Source organism: Pseudomonas sp. FDAARGOS_761 (assembly GCF_013343155.1).
Taxonomy (GTDB): Bacteria; Pseudomonadota; Gammaproteobacteria; order Pseudomonadales; family Pseudomonadaceae; genus Pseudomonas; species Pseudomonas aeruginosa.
The window spans coordinates 4,216,799-4,234,784 of record NZ_CP054572.1 but is presented as its reverse complement, the minus strand read 5'-3'; the positions used below and the strand labels follow the sequence as shown (position 1 = coordinate 4,234,784).

Here is a 17,986-nt window from a genome sequence, read left to right as displayed (position 1 = left end):
CAAGGTGTCCGCGGAGGCCGGCAATATCTCGAAGCAAACTCCCGGCGGGCAGCGCGGACGCGAAGGGCTAGAGTCGGTCGAATCCGGTTGTTACCGAACGTCCTGGAGGTTCCTCATGAATACCCGTGGTTTGCTCGACCAATTGCTCAAGTCCGGGCAGGAAATGTTGCAGAACAAGACCGGCGGCAAGCCCGGCGCCAGCGGCGGCGGACAGCTCGGCAGCCTGCTTTCCGGCGCCGGCGGCGGAGCCCTGGCGGCCGGCGCCATCGGCCTGCTGCTGGGAAACAAGAAGGCGCGCAAGTTCGGTGGCAAGGCGATCACCTACGGCGGCCTCGCCGCGCTCGGGGTGATCGCCTACAAGGCCTACAACAACTGGCAGCAGCAACAGAACGGCGCCGCGCCGCAGGCGCAGCCGCAGACCGTCGACCGCCTGCCGGAAGCCCAGGCCGAAGTGCATAGCCACGCGATCCTCCAGGCCATCGTCGGTGCGGCCAAGGCCGACGGCCACATCGACGAGCGCGAACGGCAGATGATCGAAGGCGAGGTGGCCAAGCTGACCAGCGACCGCGAGGTGCAGGGCTGGCTGGAGCGCGAGTTGAACAAGCCGCTGGACCCGGCCGAGATCGCCCGTGCCGCGAGCACCCCGGAGATCGCCGCGGAGATGTACCTGGCCAGCCTGCTGATGGTCGACGAGGAAAGCTTCATGGAGCGCTCCTACCTCGAGGAGCTGGCGCGGCAGCTGCGCCTGGAACCCTCGTTCAAGCTGGAGCTGGAGAACCAGGCCAGACAGGCGCTGCAGCGCCTGGCCTGAGACGGCGGAGCGTCGTTCCGTGGATAACCGCCGCCATCATGGCGGCGGCGTCGCCGAAGGGCCGAGCAGAACCTCCCGCTCGCGCTGGCACAGCTCCAGCAGGAAGTCCCAGACCACCCGCAGGCGCACCGAGCGGTGCAGCTCCCGCCGGGTGCTCATCCAGTACTCGCGCTGGATGCTTTCCTCGGGCAGCACCGGTACCAGCAACGGATCGCGGCTACCCATGAAGTGCGGCAGGATCGCCAGGCCGATGCCGGCCTGCGCCGCCTGCTGCTGGGCTACCACGCTGGTGCTGCGGAACACGACCTGCGGGTGGCGGCAGAAACTGTGGTGGAACATCAGTTCCTGGCTGAACAGCAGGTCGTCGACGTAGCCGATCCACTGGTGCCTGCCGAGGTCGTCGCGGTCGCGTAGCGGCGGCGCCTGTTCCAGGTAGGCGGGGCTGGCGAACAACGCCAGGCGATAGCGGGTCAGCAGGCGGGTGATCACCAGGTCGGCGCTCGGCCGGTCTAGGGAGATGGCGATGTCCGCTTCGCGGTTGGTGATGCTGACGAAGCGCGGCACCGAGACCAGCTCGACCTCCAGGCCCGGGTAGTGGCGCATCAATTGCGCCAGGCGCGGAGCGAGGAAGACGCTGCCGAGGCCTTCGGTGACGCCGATGCGGATCTGCCCCAGCGGCGAGATGCTCTGGCTCATTTCTTCCTGGGCGAGCAGCGCGGTGTTCTCCATCGCCTCGGCGTGCTTGAGCAGCGCCTGGCCGGCCGGAGTCAACTGGTAGCCGCCGGTGTGCTGGGCGAACAGTTGGGTGCCGAGGTCGCGCTCGATGTTCTCGATGTGCCGGGCCACCGTGGCGTGAGTGGTGCCGAGACGCTTGGCGGCGGTCAGCAGGCGACCGCTGCGCTGCAACTCGAGGAAGAAACGCAGGTCATTCCAGTCGAACATGGGGAGCGCCTTCTGCCGGGCCGAGGGGGCGTTGTTAGAAAACGAACAATAGCTGCCCCGAAACGTTTGTTTTTTTATCGCGAATGAACGACTAGCCTCAAGCCGTTCGAGACTTGCCGGTCATCCGCAGGTCCGACGGCCCATCACAAGAACGACAAGACGAGGCTCGCCATGCCCGAGGTACTGGATACCTACGACTACCTCATCGTCGGCGCCGGACCTGCCGGCTGCCTGCTGGCCAACCGGCTTTCCGCCGACCCTGCCAACCGTGTCCTGCTGCTGGAAGCCGGCGGTCCGGACAACTATCCCTGGATCCACATTCCCGTCGGCTACCTCTACTGCATCGGCAACCCGCGTACCGACTGGTGCTTCGACACCGACGAGGTCCCCGGGCTCAACGGTCGTTCCCTGAAGTACCCGCGCGGCAAGGTGCTCGGAGGATGCTCCTCGATCAATGGCATGATCTACATGCGTGGCCAGGCCCGCGACTACGACCAGTGGGTGGCCGAAGGCAATCCGGGCTGGAGCTGGAGAGAGCTGCTGCCGCTGTTCCGCAGGATGGAGGACCATTTCGCCGGGACCAGCGAAATGCACGGCGCCGGCGGCGAATGGCGGGTAGAACGCCAGCGGCTCTCCTGGAAGCTGCTCGATGCCTTCCAGCAGGCGGCGGCGCAGACCGGAATCGCCAGCGTCGAGGATTTCAACGGTGGCGACAACGAAGGCTGCGGCTACTTCCAGGTCAACCAGCGCGGCGGGGTGCGCTGGAATGCCTCGAAAGGCTTCCTGCGTGGCATCGCCCAGCGCGCCAACCTGACGGTTCTGACCCATGCCGAAGTCCAGCGGGTGCTCCTCGAGGACGGCCGCGCCAGGGCCCTGTCGGTCCGTTGGCAGGGCCGCGAGCAGCGCTTCGAGGCGCGCCGCGAGATCGTCCTGAGCGCTGGCGCGATCGGTTCGCCGTGCCTGCTGCAACGCTCCGGGATCGGCCCGCGGGACCTGCTGGAGCGGCTCGGTGCCGGGGTCGTCCACGAGTTGCCCGGGGTCGGTGGCAATCTCCAGGATCACCTGCAGCTGCGCATGATCTACAAGGTCGACGGCGTTCCCACCCTCAACCAGATCGCCGGCAGCCTATGGGGCAAGCTGGGCATGGGCCTGCGCTACCTGGCGAGCCGCAGCGGGCCGTTGTCGATGGCGCCGAGCCAACTGGGCGCCTTCGCCCGCTCCGATCCGCAGCAGCCCTCGGCCAACCTCGAATACCACGTCCAGCCGCTCTCGCTGGATCGCTTCGGCGAGCCGCTGCATGCCTTCCCGGCGTTCACCGCGTCGGTCTGCGACCTGCGTCCGCACAGCCGGGGAACGGTGCGCATCCGCTCGCTCGACCCGGGCGAGGCGCCGTCGATCCAGCCCAACTACCTGAGCGATCCGCGCGACCTGAAGGTCGCTGCCGACGCCATACGCCTGACCCGCCGCATCGCCGCCGCGCCGGCGCTGGCCGCCTTCCGTCCGCAGGAGTACAAGCCCGGCCCGGAATACCGCAGCGAAGAGGATCTGCAGCGCGCCGCGGCGGAGATCGGCACCACCATCTTCCACCCTGCCGGCACCTGCCGCATGGGCCAGGGGCCGCAAGCGGTGGTGGATGCGCAATTGAGGGTGCACGGAATCCCCGGCCTGCGTATCGCCGATGCCTCGATCATGCCCAGCCTGACCTCCGGCAACACCTGTTCGCCGGTGCTGGTGATCGCCGAGAAGGCGGCGCAGATGATTCTCGCCGAGCGCCGCCGCGAGGCCGCGCCGCAGGTCGTCGAAAGCGCCATGGCTACCGGCGGCAAGGAGGCGGTGGAGGCCTGAGGATCGCTACACCCCGTATCGCGTGGCGCCCGGCGCCGCAGCGGTCGACGCTGAAAACGGAAATGGCAGACAACAATAAGAGCCCCCACAAGGGGCGGGAGAGCCGCAATGACCGAGTACGCAACGACCCCTTCCTACACAGTGCCTGCGACCACGCCCCAGGAGGAGCGCAAGGTGATCTTCGCCTCCTCGCTGGGCACGGTCTTCGAGTGGTACGACTTCTTCCTCTACGGCGCCCTGGCGGCGGTGATCAGCAAGCAGTTCTTCGCCGGCGTCAACGACACCACCGCCTTCATCTTCGCCCTGATGGCCTTCGCCGCCGGCTTCCTGGTGCGGCCCTTCGGCGCGCTGGTGTTCGGCCGCCTGGGCGACATGATCGGGCGCAAGTACACCTTCCTGGTGACCATCCTGCTGATGGGGCTGTCGACCTTCGCCGTCGGCCTGCTGCCCACCTATGCCTCGATCGGTGTCGCCGCGCCGATCATCCTGGTCACCTTGCGCATGCTCCAGGGCCTGGCCCTGGGCGGCGAGTACGGCGGCGCGGCGATCTACGTCGCCGAGCACGCCCCGGCGAACAAGCGCGGTAGCTACACCAGCTGGATCCAGTCCACCGCGACCCTCGGCCTGTTGCTCTCGCTGCTGGTGATCCTGGCTTGCCGCCAGTTGACCGGCGACGAGTTCGAGACCTGGGGCTGGCGCCTGCCATTCCTGCTGTCCATCGTCCTGCTGGGCATCTCCACCTGGATCCGCCTGTCCATGCGCGAGTCGCCGGCGTTCCTCAAGATGAAGGCCGAGGGCAAGGTCAGCAAGGCGCCGCTGCGCGAGTCCTTCACCCAGTGGGGCAACCTGAAGGTGGTGCTGACCGCGCTGTTCAGCATCAATGCCGGCCAGGCGGTGACCTTCTACACGGCGCAGTTCTACGTGCTGTTCTTCCTCACCCAGGTGCTCAAGGTCGATGGCGGCACCGCCAACGGTCTGCTGATCGTCGCCCTGGTGCTTGGCGCGCCGTTCTTCATCGTCGCCGGCTGGCTGTCCGACCGCATCGGCCGCAAGCCGGTGCTGCTGGCCGGCCTGCTGCTCGCCACGCTGTTCTACTTCCCGCTGTTCAAGGGCTTGACCCACTACGCCAATCCGGCCATCGACCAGGCCAGCCGGCAGTCGCCGATCAGCGTGGTGGCCGACCCGGCGACCTGCACCTTCCAGTTCGACCCGGTGGGCAAGGCGACCTTCGACAGCCCCTGCGACAAGGTCAAGACCTTCCTGGTCAAGTCCGGCCTGCCCTACTCGACGGTGGCGGCGCCCGCCGGCAGCGACGTCAGGATACGGGTCGGCGAGACCGAGATCGCCGGCTTCGACGCCGAAGCGATGGCGGCCGCGGTGAAGGCGGCAGGCTACCCGCAGCAGGCCGACGGTAGCCAGGTGAACAAGCCGATGGTGATCGCCATCATCTTCGCCCTGGTACTGATCTCCACCCTCTGCTACGGCCCGCTGGCGGCGCTGATGGTCGAACTGTTCCCGACCCGCATCCGCTATTCCTCGCTGTCGCTGCCGTACCACATCGGCAACGGCTGGTTCGGCGGCTTCCTGCCCACGGTCTCGTTCGCCCTGGTGGTGTACACCGGCGACATCTTCTACGGCCTCTGGTATCCGGTGCTGATCACCGGCGGCAGCCTGGTCTGCGCCTTGCTGTTCCTCCGCGAAACCCGCCATACCGACATCCACCGGTGAAATCGCGCCCCGTTCCCGGCATGGGGACGGGGCGCTCATTCCCTCCGTGATGTGCCTGTCTTCTCAGAAAAGTCTGGCTTGCCAGTTTTCTTTCTTTGTCTTTCTGCCACACTTCTGGCGTCAAAAAACGCCTTTCCAGCGCCTACAATAGCGGGAAAACCCTATGGCGCTGCTTGCCGGTGCCGGGGACGGCCTATACAGTCCGCGCGATTGACGGGCCGTTGTGGCGGCAGGAACGAATCCGGACTCGAGTCTTGGGGAAAAATGTGAAGAACTGGACTGTTCGCCAGCGAATCCTGGCAAGTTTCGCCGTGATCATCGCGATCATGCTGCTGATGGCCGCTACTGCGTACGTGAAGATGTTGACGGTGGAAAAGGGCGCCTACCGTGTCCAGGACGACGCCATGCCGGGGATGTACTTCATCACCCTGGTACGCAGTTCGTGGACCGACAACTACCTGCAGACCCAGGAACTGTTCGGCGTCACCGACGACCACGAGCTGAGCAAGGCCGAGGCTGACAGCATCCTTGCCAGCGAGGAGCGCCTGGACCAGCAGATCGCCTCCTACCAGAAGACCATGAACCCGGACGAGGCCCGCGACCACGAACTGCTCGCCGGCTTCCTGGGTGTGCGCAAGGCCTACCTGGAGCAGCACGACAAGGTGCTCGAGCTGTATCGCGAGAAACGCTTCGAAGAAGCCGGCAAGCTCGTCGCCGGCCCGTTGACCGAGCACTGGCGCGACGGTCGCAAGTACCTCAACGAGCTGATCGAGCTGAACAAGGACATCGCCGATCGCGCCTCGGAGAACATCGTCAACGCGGTGGACGACGCCGAACTGAGCATGCTGGTGACCCTGTTGCTGGCGGTGGTGGTAGCCGGCATCTGCGGGTTCCTGCTGTTGCGGGCGATCACCCAGCCGATCCAGAAGATCGTCCGCAGCCTCGACCTGATGGCCGGTGGCGACCTCACCGCACGCCTGAACCTCGGCCGGCGTGACGAATTCGGCGCCATCGAGACCGGTTTCAACGGCATGGCCGAAGAGCTCAAGGGCCTGGTGTCGCAGGCCCAGCGTTCTTCGGTGCAGGTCACCACCTCGGTCACCGAGATCGCCGCGACCTCCAAGCAGCAGCAGGCCACCGCCACCGAAACCGCTGCGACCACCACGGAGATCGGCGCCACTTCTCGCGAGATCGCCGCCACCTCGCGCGACCTGGTGCGGACCATGAGCGAAGTCTCCGGTGCCGCCGAGCAGACTTCGACCCTGGCCGGTTCCGGCCAGTTGGGCCTGGCGCGCATGGAGGAAACCATGCACCACGTGATGGGTGCGGCCGACCTGGTCAACGCCAAGCTGGCGATCCTCAACGAGAAGGCCGGCAACATCAACCAGGTGGTCACCACCATCGTCAAGGTCGCCGACCAGACCAACCTGCTCTCGCTGAACGCCGCCATCGAGGCGGAGAAAGCCGGCGAGTACGGCCGCGGGTTCGCCGTGGTGGCCACCGAGGTGCGCCGGCTGGCGGACCAGACCGCGGTCGCCACCTACGACATCGAGCAGATGGTGCGCGAGATCCAGTCGGCGGTATCGGCCGGGGTGATGGGCATGGACAAGTTCTCCGAGGAGGTCCGCCGCGGTATCGCCGAGGTCGGCCAGGTCGGCGAGCAACTGTCGCAGATCATCCAGCAGGTGCAGGCGCTGGCGCCGCGGGTGCAGATGGTCAACGAGGGTATGCAGGCCCAGGCTACCGGTGCCGAGCAGATCAACCAGGCGCTGGTGCAACTGGGCGAGGCCACCGGGCAGACCGTGGAGTCGCTGCGCCAGGCCAGCTTCGCCATCGATGAGCTGAACCTGGTGGCGAACGGGCTGCGCAACGGCGTATCCCGCTTCAAAGTCTGAGGCTGTGACCGTGTCCCGCTCCACCGGCGATCATCGACGCACCAGCAAGCTGTTCCTGCTGTTCCGCATGGAAGGCGACCGCTATGCCCTGGATGCCCGCGAAGTGGTCGAAGTGCTGCCGCTGCTGCGCCTGAAGCGCATTCCGGAGGCGCCGGAATGGGTCGCCGGGGTGTTCTCCCATCGCGGCGTCCTGGTCCCGGTGCTCGACCTCTGCGCAATGGCCTTCGGCCGCGCGGCGCTGGCCCGCACCAGCACGCGCATCGTGCTGGTCGAATACCGCGCCCGCCAGGAGCGGGAGCCGGTCTGGCTCGGGCTGATCCTCGAACAGGCCACCGATACCCTGCGCTGCGAACCGTCGGCGTTCCGCGACTATGGCCTGGACAACGGCGGGGCCCGCTATCTCGGCCCGGTCTATGAAGGACCACGGGGACTGGTGCAATGGGTGCGGGTCGAGGCATTGCTGCCCGACGAAGTGCGCGCCCTGCTGTTCCCGCCGGAGTGCGGCGAGGGGGCGGCATGAACGATCGCTTCGAACGCCTGCTCAAGAGCAGGATCGGCCTGGATGCCAGCTCGGTGGGCAGCGCGGTGATCGAGCGCGCGGTACGCCAGCGCATGAGCGGCCTCGCGCTGCACGACGAGGACGAATACTGGATGCGCCTGAACGGCTCGCCGGGCGAGGTGCAGGCGCTGATCGAAGCGGTGGTGGTGCCGGAGACCTGGTTCTTCCGCTACCCGGAGTCGTTCACCACCCTCGCCAGGCTGGCCTTCGAGCGCCTGCCGAGCCTGGGCGGCGGACGCGCGCTAAGGATCCTCAGCCTGCCCTGTTCCACCGGCGAGGAGCCGTATTCCATCGTCATGGCCTTGCTCGATGCCGGGCTCTCCGAGTACCTGTTCGAGGTCGACGCCCTGGACGTCAGCGCTCGGGTGATCGAGCGCGCCAGCCTCGGGGTGTACGGCAGGAATTCCTTCCGCGGCGACGAACTGGGGTTTCGCGACCGCCATTTCAGCGAGGTTGCCGATGGCTACCAGTTGGCCGAGCAGGTTCGCCGCAAGGTGCGCTTCCGCTGCGGCAATTTGCTCGATCCCGGGCTACTGGCGGGCGAGGCACCCTACGATTTCGTGTTCTGTCGCAACCTGCTGATCTATTTCGACCGCCCGACCCAGAGCGAGGTGGTCGAGGTGCTCAAGCGCCTGTTGCGGTCGGACGGCGCGATGTTCATCGGACCAGCCGAGGCGAGCCTGCTCAGCCAGCATGGCATGCAGCCGATCGGCGTGCCGCTGTCTTTCGTGTTCCGCCGGACCAGCGAGGCGCCCCGCGGCGCGCGGCCCAAGGCGGCGAGCGACGGAGCGCGCCCGGTCGTTGCCGCCGCCGTGGAGCGTGCGAGTGTTCGGCCTTCGCCGCCGCCACCGGCGAAACCGCGCCAACGCCTGTCCAGCCTGGTTCCGCCAGCCAGCGGCCAGCCCCTCGCCAGTCCCGTCGGCGAGTTCGACGAAATCGCCCGCCTGGCGGATGCCGGCCAGCATCGCGAGGCGCGCGCCGCCTGCGAGCGCCAACTGGCCGCGCGTGGGCCGTCGGCCACGGTCTTCTACTGGCTCGGGCTGCTCAGCGATGTCGCCGGGCAGGAGCAGGAAGCCCAGGATTTCTACCGCAAGGCCCTGTACCTGGAGCCGCAGCACGCCGAGGCGCTGGCGCACCTGGCGGCGCTGCTCGCCGCCCGCGGCGACCATGCCGGCGCCCGGCGCCTGCAGCAACGCGCGGCCCGTGGAGTGAACAAAGATGGTTGAGGCGAGCCTGACCTTGCTCGATACCCAACAGGTGGATGACTGCTGGAACCGCATTGGCGTGCATGGCGACAAGTCCTGCGAACGCCTGGCCGAGCATGTCCATTGCCGCAACTGCGAGATCTACGCTGCCGCCGCGACCTCTCTGCTGGACCGCATCGCCTTGCGCCAGGACCAGCTCGACAGCGCCGAAACGATGGACAGCCAGCGCGAACAGAGCGACCTCGGCGAGACGCGCTCGATCCTGGTGTTCCGCCTGGGCGAGGAGTGGTTCGGTCTGGCCACCGGCAGCCTGGTGGAAGTGGCGCCGATGAACCCTATCCATTCCCTGCCGCACCAGCGCTCGCGCGCCCTGCAAGGGGTGACCAACGTGCGCGGCGCGCTGGTCGCCTGTCTTTCCCTGGGCGAACTGCTGGATCTCGAACCCGGCGCCGCGCCGGTCAGCGAGCGCCGGGTGGTTCCGCGCATGCTGATCATTTCCGCCGCCGGCGGTCCGGTGGTGGCGCCGGTGGAGGAAGTCGACGGCATCCATGCGATTCCGCTGGCGCGGATACTGCCGCCCAACCACGCCGACGGCCAGGCCTCGCGCCGGCACGTGGCCGGCGTGCTGCAATGGCGCGAGCGAAGCATCACCCTGCTCGACGAAGGCCCTCTCCTGCAAGCCGTAGCGCGGAGCCTGGCATGACCCCGGACCAGATGAGAGACGCGTCGCTGCTCGAGCTGTTCCGGCTCGAGGCGGAGGCCCAGACCCAGGTGCTCAACGCCGGCCTGATGGCGCTGGAGCGCAGCCCGACCCAGGCCGACCAACTGGAAGCCTGCATGCGCGCCGCGCACTCGCTGAAAGGCGCGGCGCGGATCGTCGGGCTGGACGCCGGCGTGCGCGTGGCGCACGTCATGGAGGATTGCCTGGTGGAGGCGCAGGACGGACGCCTGCTCCTGCAATCGGAACATATCGATGCGTTGCTCCAGGGCTGCGACCTGTTGCTGCGTATCGGCACACCGCCCGCCGGCGACGCAGGCTGGGCCGAAGGCGCCGGGCGGGAAGAGATCGACGGTCTGGTGCAGCGCCTCGAAGGCCTGGTGCGCAGCGGCCTGCCGCTGGCCCGCGCGGAGCTGCCGGCGACGACTCCCGGCCTGCCGGAAGCGGCCCCCGAGGCGCCGCCAGCGGCGTCAGCGGCCGCCAGCGACGACAACGACGAGGAGCCCGCCGGGCAGGCGGGCGGCGAACAGGCCGAGGAGCGCCGCAGCCGGGTCCTGCGGGTCACCGCCGAGCGCCTGGACCGGCTGCTGGATATCTCCAGCAAGTCGCTGGTGGAGTTCCAGCGCATCAAGCCGCTGGCCGATTCCCTGCAACGCCTGCGTCGCCTGCAGTCCAGCGCCAGCCGCGCGCTCGACGTGGTACGCGAGACGGTCCAGGAAACCGCCCTCGACCCGCAGGCCCAGGCCATGCTCGGCGAGGCGCGGCAACTGATCGGCGAATGCCAGCAGATGCTGGTGCAGCACATCGCCGATCTCGACGAGTTCGCCTGGCAGGGCGGCCAGCGCGCCCAGGTGCTCTACGACGCGGCGCTGGCCTCGCGGATGCGACCGTTCGCCGACGTCCTTAGCGGCCAGGCGCGGATGGTTCGCGACCTGGGCCGCTCGCTGGGCAAGCAGGTGCGCCTGCTGGTCGAGGGCGAAAGCACCCAGGTCGACCGGGATGTCCTGGAAAAACTCGAAGCGCCGCTCACCCACCTGCTGCGCAATGCCGTCGATCACGGTATCGAGGCGCCGGAAACCCGCCTCGCCGCCGGCAAGCCGGCCGAGGGCAGGATCACCATCCGTGCCCGCCACCACGCCGGCATGCTGGTCCTGGAACTGAGCGACGACGGCGGCGGCATCGATCTGCAGCGCCTGCGCGAGACCGTGCTCAATCGCCAGTTCGCCACCGCCGAGACCGCGGCGCAACTGAGCGAGGAGGAACTCCTGGCGTTTCTCTTCCTGCCCGGCTTCAGCATGCGCGAGCAGGTCACCGAGGTGTCCGGTCGCGGCGTCGGACTGGACGCCGTGCAGCACATGGTCCGCCAGTTGCGCGGCGGCGTGCGCATGGAGCAACGCCAGGGGCAGGGCACGCTGTTCCACGTCGAGGTGCCGCTGACCCTGTCCGTGGTGCGCAGCCTGGTGGTGGAGATCGGCGAGGAGGCCTACGCCTTCCCGCTGGCGCACATCGAGCGCATGTGCGAGCTGGAAGCGGAGGAGATCGTCCAGCTCGAAGGTCGCCAGCACTTCTGGTACGAGGGGCGCCATGTCGGCCTGGTCTCGGCTGCGCAACTGCTGCAGCGGCCCGAGAGCAGCCGCACCGAAGGGGCCATCCCGGTGGTGGTGGTGCGCGACCGCGATGCAGTCTACGGCGTCGCCGTGGAGCGTTTCGTCGGCGAGCGCACCCTGGTGGTGATGCCCCTCGATCCGCGCCTGGGCAAGGTGCGCGACGTTTCCGCCGGCGCCTTGCTGGACGACGGTTCGCCGGTGCTGATCCTGGACGTCGAGGACCTCCTGCATTCGGTCGGCAAGCTGCTCAGCAGCGGCCGCCTGGAGCGCATCGATCGCAGCCGGCGGCAGGCCGGCGGGGCGCAACGCAAGCGCATCCTGGTGGTCGACGACTCGCTCACGGTGCGTGAGCTGGAACGCAAGCTCCTGCTCGGCCGCGGCTACGACGTGGCAGTGGCGGTGGATGGCATGGACGGCTGGAACGCCCTGCGCTCGGAGCATTTCGACCTGCTCATCACCGATATCGACATGCCGCGCATGGACGGTATCGAACTGGTCACCCTGGTGCGTCGCGACAGCCGCCTGCAGTCGCTGCCGGTGATGGTGGTGTCCTACAAGGATCGTGAGGAGGACCGTCGGCGCGGTCTCGACGCCGGCGCCGACTATTATCTGGCGAAGGCCAGTTTCCACGATGAGGCCTTGCTGGATGCCGTCGTCGTCCTGATCGGAGAAGCACAGGGTTGAGGATCGGAATCGTCAATGACATGCCGTTGGCCGTCGAGGCGCTGCGCCGCGCGCTGGCCTTCGAGCCGCAGCACCAGATCGTCTGGGTCGCCAGCAACGGTGCCGAGGCGGTGACCCAGTGCGCCGCCGATACGCCCGACGTGGTGTTGATGGACCTGCTCATGCCGGTGATGGACGGCGTCGAGGCAACTCGTCGGATCATGGCGGAAAGTCCTTGCGCGATCGTGATTGTTACCGTCGATATCGAGCAGAATGTGCACCGGGTTTTCGAAGCGATGGGATATGGGGCGCTCGATGCGGTGAACACGCCGGCGCTGGGCATCGGCAACCCGCAAACGGCGGCGGCGCCGTTGTTGCGCAAGATTCAGAACGTCGGCTGGCTGATCGGCCAGCGCGATAACCGCGGCAAGGTTCAGGTGGTGCCGCCGAAGGCCGGCGGGGCGCGCCAGCGTCTGGTGGCGATCGGCGCCTCGGCTGGCGGTCCGGCGTCGCTCGCGGTGTTGCTCAAGCAACTGCCGGCCAGTTTCAATGCCGCGGTGGTGCTGGTGCAGCATGTCGACGAGGTCTTCGCCGCCGGCATGGCCGAATGGCTGGCCAGCGAATCGAAGCTGCCGGTGCGCCTGGCGCGCGATGGCGAGCCGCCGATACCGGGGCAGATCCTGCTGGCGGGGACCAACAATCACATCCGCCTGTTGCGCAACGGTTCGCTGGTGTACACCGCCGAACCGCGTTCTTTCGTGTACCGGCCGTCCATCGACGTGTTTTTCGAGAGCGTGGCGAACTATTGGCGTGGCGATGCCGTGGGCGTGCTGCTGACCGGCATGGGCCGCGATGGCGCCCAGGGCCTCAAGCAGATGCGCGAGCGCGGCTTCCTCACCATCGCCCAGGACCAGGCCAGTTGCGCTGTCTACGGGATGCCGAAGGCCGCGGCGGCGATCGATGCCGCGGTGCAGATCCTTTCCCTGGAAAAGATCGCCCCGCGCCTGGCGGAGGTATTCGATTAGCCGGGCGCGAGTCCGGCCAGGCGCCAGGGTAGGCGCCGACGCCCGCCGTGGCGGTGCGTGGAACAGCATTCAATTTGATACGAGGGGCCCCGGTCCCGGAGAGAAACATGCACAACCCTCATGAGAGCAAGACCGACCTGGGCGCCCCTCTGGACGGCGCGGTCATGGTACTGCTTGTCGATGATCAGGCCATGATCGGAGAGGCTGTGCGTCGCTCGCTGGCGAGCGAGGCGGGCATCGACTTCCACTTCTGTTCCGATCCGCAGCAGGCGGTGGCGGTGGCCAACCAGATCAAGCCGACGGTGATCCTCCAGGACCTGGTGATGCCCGGCGTCGACGGCCTCACGCTGCTCGCCGCCTACCGCGGCAACCCGGCGACCCGCGACATCCCGATCATCGTCCTGTCGACCAAGGAAGAGCCGACGGTGAAGAGCGCGGCGTTCGCCGCCGGCGCCAACGACTACCTGGTCAAGCTGCCGGACGCCATCGAGCTGGTGGCGCGGATCCGCTACCACTCGCGTTCGTACATCGCCCTGCAGCAACGCGACGAGGCCTATCGGGCGCTGCGCGAGAGCCAGCAGCAGTTGCTGGAGACCAACCTGGTGCTGCAGCGGCTGATGAACTCCGACGGCCTGACCGGGCTCTCCAACCGTCGTCACTTCGACGAATACCTGGAGATGGAGTGGCGCCGCTCGCTGCGCGAGCAGTCGCAACTGTCGCTGCTGATGATCGACGTGGACTATTTCAAGAGCTACAACGACACCTTCGGCCACGTCGCCGGCGACGAGGCCCTGCGCCAGGTCGCCGGGGCCATCCGCGAGGGCTGCAGTCGCTCCTCGGACCTGGCGGCGCGCTATGGCGGCGAGGAGTTCGCCATGGTCCTGCCGGGCACCTCGCCGGGCGGCGCGCGGCTGCTGGCGGAAAAGGTCCGGCGTACGGTGGAGAGCCTGCAGATCAGCCACGACCAGCCACGCCCGGGCTCGTACCTGACCGTCAGCATCGGCGTCAGCACCCTGGTGCCGGGCGGCGGCGGACAGACCTTCCGGGTTCTCATCGAGATGGCCGACCAGGCGCTCTACCAGGCCAAGAACAATGGCCGCAACCAGGTTGGCCTGATGGAACAGCCGGTGCCGCCAGCCCCGGCGGGCTGAGCGGCGCGCGGCGGCCATGCGTCGCCGGCCGGCATTAAATAGAGGCCGGCGTACTGCCCGCAGGGCGCAAGTGCAGTATACTTCGCAGCTTTTCGACGTTTTCCCGCGAGTGAGCGCCAGCCATGGAAATCAACCCGATCCTCAACAGCATCAAGGACCTCTCCGAGCGCACCCAGACCATTCGGGGGTATCTTTGACTACGATCAGAAGCATGATCGCCTGGTCGAAGTAAACCGCGAGCTCGAAGACCCCAACGTCTGGAACAACCCCGAATACGCCCAGAACCTCGGCCGCGAGCGCGCCCAGCTGGCGCAGGTGGTGGAAACCCTGGACGACCTGACCAGCGGCCTGGCCGATTCCCGCGACCTGCTGGACATGGCGGTCGAGGAAGACGACGAGGGCGCCGTCGACGACGTTGCCAACGAAGTCGAGCGTCTGCGCGAGATCCTCGAGAAGCTGGAGTTCCGCCGCATGTTCAGCGGCGAGATGGACCCGAACAACGCCTACCTGGACATCCAGGCCGGCTCCGGCGGCACCGAGGCCCAGGACTGGGCCAACATGCTGCTGCGCATGTACCTGCGCTGGGCCGACAAGCACGGCTTCGACGCCACTATCATCGAGCTGTCCGAGGGCGAGGTCGCCGGCATCAAGGGCGCCACCGTGCACATCAAGGGCGAGTACGCGTTCGGCTGGCTGCGCACCGAGATCGGCGTGCACCGCCTGGTGCGCAAGAGTCCGTTCGACTCCGGCAACCGTCGCCACACCTCGTTCACCGCGGTGTTCGTATCGCCGGAAATCGACGACAACATCGAGATCGAGATCAACCCGGCCGACCTGCGCATCGATACCTACCGCTCCTCCGGCGCGGGCGGTCAGCACGTGAACACCACCGATTCGGCGGTGCGGATCACCCACGTGCCGACCAATACCGTGGTGGCGTGCCAGAACGAACGCTCCCAGCACGCCAACAAGGACACCGCGATGAAGATGCTGCGGGCCAAGTTGTACGAGCTGGAAATGCAGAAGCGTACCGCTGCGTCCCAGGCCCTGGAGGACTCCAAGTCCGACATCGGCTGGGGCCACCAGATCCGCTCCTACGTGCTCGACCAGTCGCGGATCAAGGACCTGCGTACCGGTATCGAGCGCAGCGACTGCGACAAGGTGCTCGACGGCGATCTAGACGAATACCTCGAAGCCAGCCTCAAACAGGGGCTGTAAAGCTGCTGCGCCTGGCCAGGCCGCGTTGGAAAATGGTTCGGACTGCTCGTTTACGATCGTGAACGCCGCGTCCTCGCCATTTCCCGCCTTGCCTGGCCGGCGTTCGCTACGCTTTTCGCCCCTGTTGCGCAATCCGTTTCCACAGGCAAGAGAGCCTAACCAGGAACCACCAAGACCATGAGCGACCAACAACTCGACCAGCACGAACTGCAACAGGAAGAAAACAAGCTGATCGCCCAGCGCAAGGAAAAACTTGCCGCCGTGCGCGAAGCCCGGGCCATCGCCTTCCCCAACGACTTCCGCCGCGACGCCTACTTCGCGGACCTGCAGAAACAGTACGCCGACAAGACCAAGGAAGAGCTGGAAGCTGCAGCGATCCCGGTCAAGGTGGCCGGTCGGATCATGCTCAACCGCGGTTCCTTCATCGTCCTCCAGGACAGCAGCGAGCGCCTGCAGGTCTACGTCAACCGCAAGACCCTGCCGGAAGAAACCCTGGCCGAGATCAAGACCTGGGACCTGGGCGACATCATCGGCGCCGAAGGCGTGCTGGCCCGCTCGGGCAAGGGCGACCTGTACGTCGACATGACCAGCGTGCGCCTGCTGACCAAGTCGCTGCGTCCGCTGCCGGACAAGCACCATGGCCTGACCGACACCGAGCAGCGCTACCGCCAGCGCTACGTCGACCTGATGGTCAACGAGGAAACCCGCCACACCTTCCGCGTGCGCTCCCAGGTCATCGCCCACATCCGCCGTTTCCTCAGCGAGCGCGGTTTCCTCGAAGTGGAGACCCCGATGCTGCAGACCATCCCCGGCGGCGCCGCGGCCAAGCCGTTCGAGACCCATCACAACGCGCTGGACATGGCCATGTTCCTGCGCATCGCCCCGGAGCTGTACCTCAAGCGCCTGGTGGTCGGCGGTTTCGAGAAGGTCTTCGAGATCAACCGCAACTTCCGTAACGAAGGCGTCTCGACCCGGCACAACCCCGAGTTCACCATGCTCGAGTTCTACCAGGCCTACGCCGACTACGAAGACAACATGGACCTGACCGAGGAACTGTTCCGCGAACTGGCCCAGGCGGTACTCGGTACCACCGACGTGCCCTACGGCGACAAGGTCTTCCACTTCGGCGAGCCGTTCGTGCGCCTGTCGGTGTTCGATTCGATCCTCAAGTACAACCCGGAGATCAGCGCCGCCGACCTCAACGACGTCGAGAAGGCGCGGGCCATCGCCAAGAAGGCCGGCGCCAAGGTCCTCGGCCACGAAGGCCTGGGCAAGCTGCAGGTGATGATTTTCGAGGAACTGGTGGAGCACAAGCTGGAGCAGCCGCACTTCATCACCCGCTACCCCTTCGAGGTCTCGCCGCTGGCCCGCCGCAACGACGAAGACCCGAGCGTCACCGACCGCTTCGAGCTGTTCATCGGCGGCCGCGAGATCGCCAACGCCTATTCCGAGCTGAACGACGCCGAGGACCAGGCCGAGCGCTTCATGCTGCAGGTCAAGGAGAAGGACGCCGGCGACGACGAGGCGATGCACTACGACGCCGACTTCATCAATGCCCTGGAATACGGCATGCCGCCGACCGCCGGCGAAGGCATCGGCATCGACCGCCTGGTGATGCTGCTGACCAACTCGCCGTCGATCCGCGACGTGATCCTGTTCCCGCACATGCGCCCGCAGGCCTGAGCGCCGCAACAGTCCATGGAAAAGCCGCCTTCGGGCGGTTTTTTCATGGCCGCGCGGTGTCTCGGCCGCCGGACCAGGGGTCGATAGCCGCCGATCTGCCGGCTGACCACGGGAGGTGCGGGTGGGATCGGAGCTTCCCCGGTAGCGGCCGATTGATTCCACGCGAAAAAGTCCGAACAATGCTCCATCGTCCGCGAGCGGAGGAAACACCGTGTCCCGAGTAGCTCCCAGAGACAGCGCCGCGCAGGCCGCCAGCGCGGTAGCCGAAAGCGTTCGTTACCAGGGCCGCAAGGCCAGCCGCCAGGGCAGCGAGCAGCGGCGCCAGGCGATTCTCGATGCCGCCATGCGCCTGATCGTCCGCGACGGCGTACGGGCCGTGCGCCACCGCGCGGTGGCCGCCGAGGCCCAGGTGCCGTTGTCGGCCACCACCTACTACTTCAAGGACATCGACGATCTCATCACCGACACCTTCGCCCTCTTCGTCGAGCGCAACGCAGAGGCGCTGTCGGCGTTCTGGAGCAGCGTGGAGGGCGACCTCCAGGAGATGGCCGCGGTGCTGGCCGACGACCCCGGCGCCCGTGGCTCGCTGGTGGAACGGATCGTCGAGCTGGCCGTGCAGTATGTCCAGGTCCAGCTCACCGAGCGCCGCGAGCACCTGCTGGCCGAACAGGCCTTCCGCCAGGAGGCGCTGCTCAACCCGCGCCTGCGCGAACTGGCCGATGCCCACCAGCGGATCCTCTCCCTCGGCGCCGTGCATTTCTTCCAGGTGCTCGGTTCCGGGCAGCCCGAGCAGGACGCCAAGGTGTTGACGTCGATTATTCTGCAGATGGAATATCAGGGCCTCGTGGACGGGGTCGAGCAACTGGCCGTGGACGAAATGCGCGCCATACTCAGACGGTACCTGAATCTGGTCATGGGCCTGTGACCTGAGCGTCA

The 17,986-nt window shown here is 67.1% G+C and carries 14 protein-coding genes; 13 read left to right on the top strand and 1 reads right to left on the bottom strand.

What is annotated here, in order from left to right; all coding sequences use genetic code 11:
• The first annotated feature begins 115 nt into the window (after positions 1-115).
• Positions 116-811 carry a tellurite resistance TerB family protein gene (locus FOC67_RS19690; protein ID WP_003092554.1) on the top strand — a complete coding sequence of 232 codons (696 nt, stop codon included), beginning with the start codon at positions 116-118 and terminating at the stop codon, positions 809-811.
• Positions 812-847: 36 nt separating this feature from the next.
• Here the strand turns inward: FOC67_RS19690 and FOC67_RS19685 are convergent, their stop codons facing one another.
• Positions 848-1,753, bottom strand: a complete 906-nt coding sequence (locus tag FOC67_RS19685; protein ID WP_003092552.1) for a LysR family transcriptional regulator — start codon at positions 1,751-1,753, stop codon at positions 848-850.
• Positions 1,754-1,924: 171 nt separating this feature from the next.
• On the opposite strand from FOC67_RS19685, the gene FOC67_RS19680 reads away from it, so the two are divergent.
• The 12 genes from FOC67_RS19680 (at position 1,925) to FOC67_RS19625 (ending at position 17,975) form a co-directional block, all read left to right on the top strand.
• Positions 1,925-3,598 (top strand): GMC family oxidoreductase, encoded by a 1,674-nt coding sequence (locus tag FOC67_RS19680; protein WP_003137963.1) that lies wholly within the window; start codon positions 1,925-1,927, stop codon positions 3,596-3,598.
• Between the two features lie 108 nt (positions 3,599-3,706).
• Positions 3,707-5,326: an MFS transporter gene (locus FOC67_RS19675; protein WP_003092547.1), complete on the top strand. Its 1,620-nt coding sequence runs from the start codon at positions 3,707-3,709 to the stop codon at positions 5,324-5,326.
• A gap of 266 nt (positions 5,327-5,592) precedes the next feature.
• A complete protein-coding gene (gene wspA, locus FOC67_RS19670; RefSeq protein WP_003092544.1) occupies positions 5,593-7,221 on the top strand; it encodes a Wsp signal transduction system chemoreceptor WspA in 1,629 nt (542 codons plus the stop codon).
• A gap of 4 nt (positions 7,222-7,225) precedes the next feature.
• Positions 7,226-7,741 (top strand): chemotaxis protein CheW, encoded by a 516-nt coding sequence (locus FOC67_RS19665; RefSeq protein ID WP_022579730.1) that lies wholly within the window; start codon positions 7,226-7,228, stop codon positions 7,739-7,741.
• Positions 7,738-9,006 (top strand): protein-glutamate O-methyltransferase CheR, encoded by a 1,269-nt coding sequence (locus FOC67_RS19660; RefSeq protein ID WP_009313514.1) that lies wholly within the window; start codon positions 7,738-7,740, stop codon positions 9,004-9,006. The genes FOC67_RS19665 and FOC67_RS19660 overlap by 4 nt, the downstream gene beginning before the upstream one ends.
• Complete coding sequence (locus FOC67_RS19655; protein WP_009313515.1) at positions 8,999-9,688, top strand: chemotaxis protein CheW; 690 nt, start codon at positions 8,999-9,001, stop codon at positions 9,686-9,688. The genes FOC67_RS19660 and FOC67_RS19655 overlap by 8 nt, the downstream gene beginning before the upstream one ends.
• Positions 9,685-11,994, top strand: coding sequence for a Wsp signal transduction system sensor histidine kinase WspE (gene wspE, locus FOC67_RS19650; protein WP_003129896.1), 2,310 nt, complete (start codon positions 9,685-9,687; stop codon positions 11,992-11,994). The genes FOC67_RS19655 and wspE overlap by 4 nt, the downstream gene beginning before the upstream one ends.
• On the top strand, positions 11,991-12,998 hold the full coding sequence (gene wspF / locus FOC67_RS19645) for a Wsp signal transduction system protein-glutamate methylesterase WspF (RefSeq protein WP_003092534.1): 1,008 nt from the start codon (positions 11,991-11,993) through the stop codon (positions 12,996-12,998). Before wspE ends, wspF begins: the two co-directional genes overlap by 4 nt.
• 107 nt (positions 12,999-13,105) lie before the next feature.
• Positions 13,106-14,149: a Wsp signal transduction system regulator diguanylate cyclase WspR gene (gene wspR / locus FOC67_RS19640; RefSeq protein ID WP_003092531.1), complete on the top strand. Its 1,044-nt coding sequence runs from the start codon at positions 13,106-13,108 to the stop codon at positions 14,147-14,149.
• Between the two features lie 122 nt (positions 14,150-14,271).
• A protein-coding gene (prfB, locus tag FOC67_RS19635; protein ID WP_010895661.1) for a peptide chain release factor 2 occupies positions 14,272-15,367 on the top strand; the annotation gives its coding sequence in 2 pieces (ribosomal slippage) (positions 14,272-14,343 and positions 14,345-15,367; 1,095 coding nt in all).
• A 177-nt stretch (positions 15,368-15,544) separates the two neighbouring features.
• Positions 15,545-17,050: a lysine--tRNA ligase gene (gene lysS / locus FOC67_RS19630; protein ID WP_003092523.1), complete on the top strand. Its 1,506-nt coding sequence runs from the start codon at positions 15,545-15,547 to the stop codon at positions 17,048-17,050.
• Between the two features lie 211 nt (positions 17,051-17,261).
• Complete coding sequence (locus FOC67_RS19625) at positions 17,262-17,975, top strand: TetR/AcrR family transcriptional regulator (protein ID WP_003092520.1); 714 nt, start codon at positions 17,262-17,264, stop codon at positions 17,973-17,975.
• The last annotated feature ends 11 nt before the right edge of the window (positions 17,976-17,986 follow it).